We start from the raw sequence: 240 nt of genomic DNA on the forward strand, positions 1-240 counted from the left end.
CAGAAAATAAAAGGGGTCTACTTGTTTCAAGGGAAGGGAGTTGAGATGCGATTGATATTATCCAAAATGTAGGGTTAGTACTTATCTCAACCTTCCTAGCCCTTGTCGTTAAAGAAAATAAGCCATTATTTTCTTTTATGCTAAGAGTTTTTGTTGGTGTTCTGATATTTATATTTATTATAGATGTAATTGCTAAAATCGTAAAAATGCTTTAATGAATTGCCGAACAAGCAAACAAGA

At 32.1% G+C, this 240-nt stretch carries 1 protein-coding gene; it reads left to right on the forward strand.

All coding sequences use genetic code 11. From position 1 onward, the window contains the following. Positions 1–59: 59 nt before the first annotated feature. Complete coding sequence (locus SAY88_RS25585; protein ID WP_332635246.1) at positions 60–215, forward strand: SpoIIIAC/SpoIIIAD family protein; 156 nt, start codon at positions 60–62, stop codon at positions 213–215. Positions 216–240: the final 25 nt, after the last annotated feature.

The organism is Halalkalibacter flavus (genome assembly GCF_036663575.1).
Classification (GTDB): domain Bacteria; phylum Bacillota; class Bacilli; order Bacillales; family Bacillaceae_D; genus Halalkalibacter; species Halalkalibacter flavus.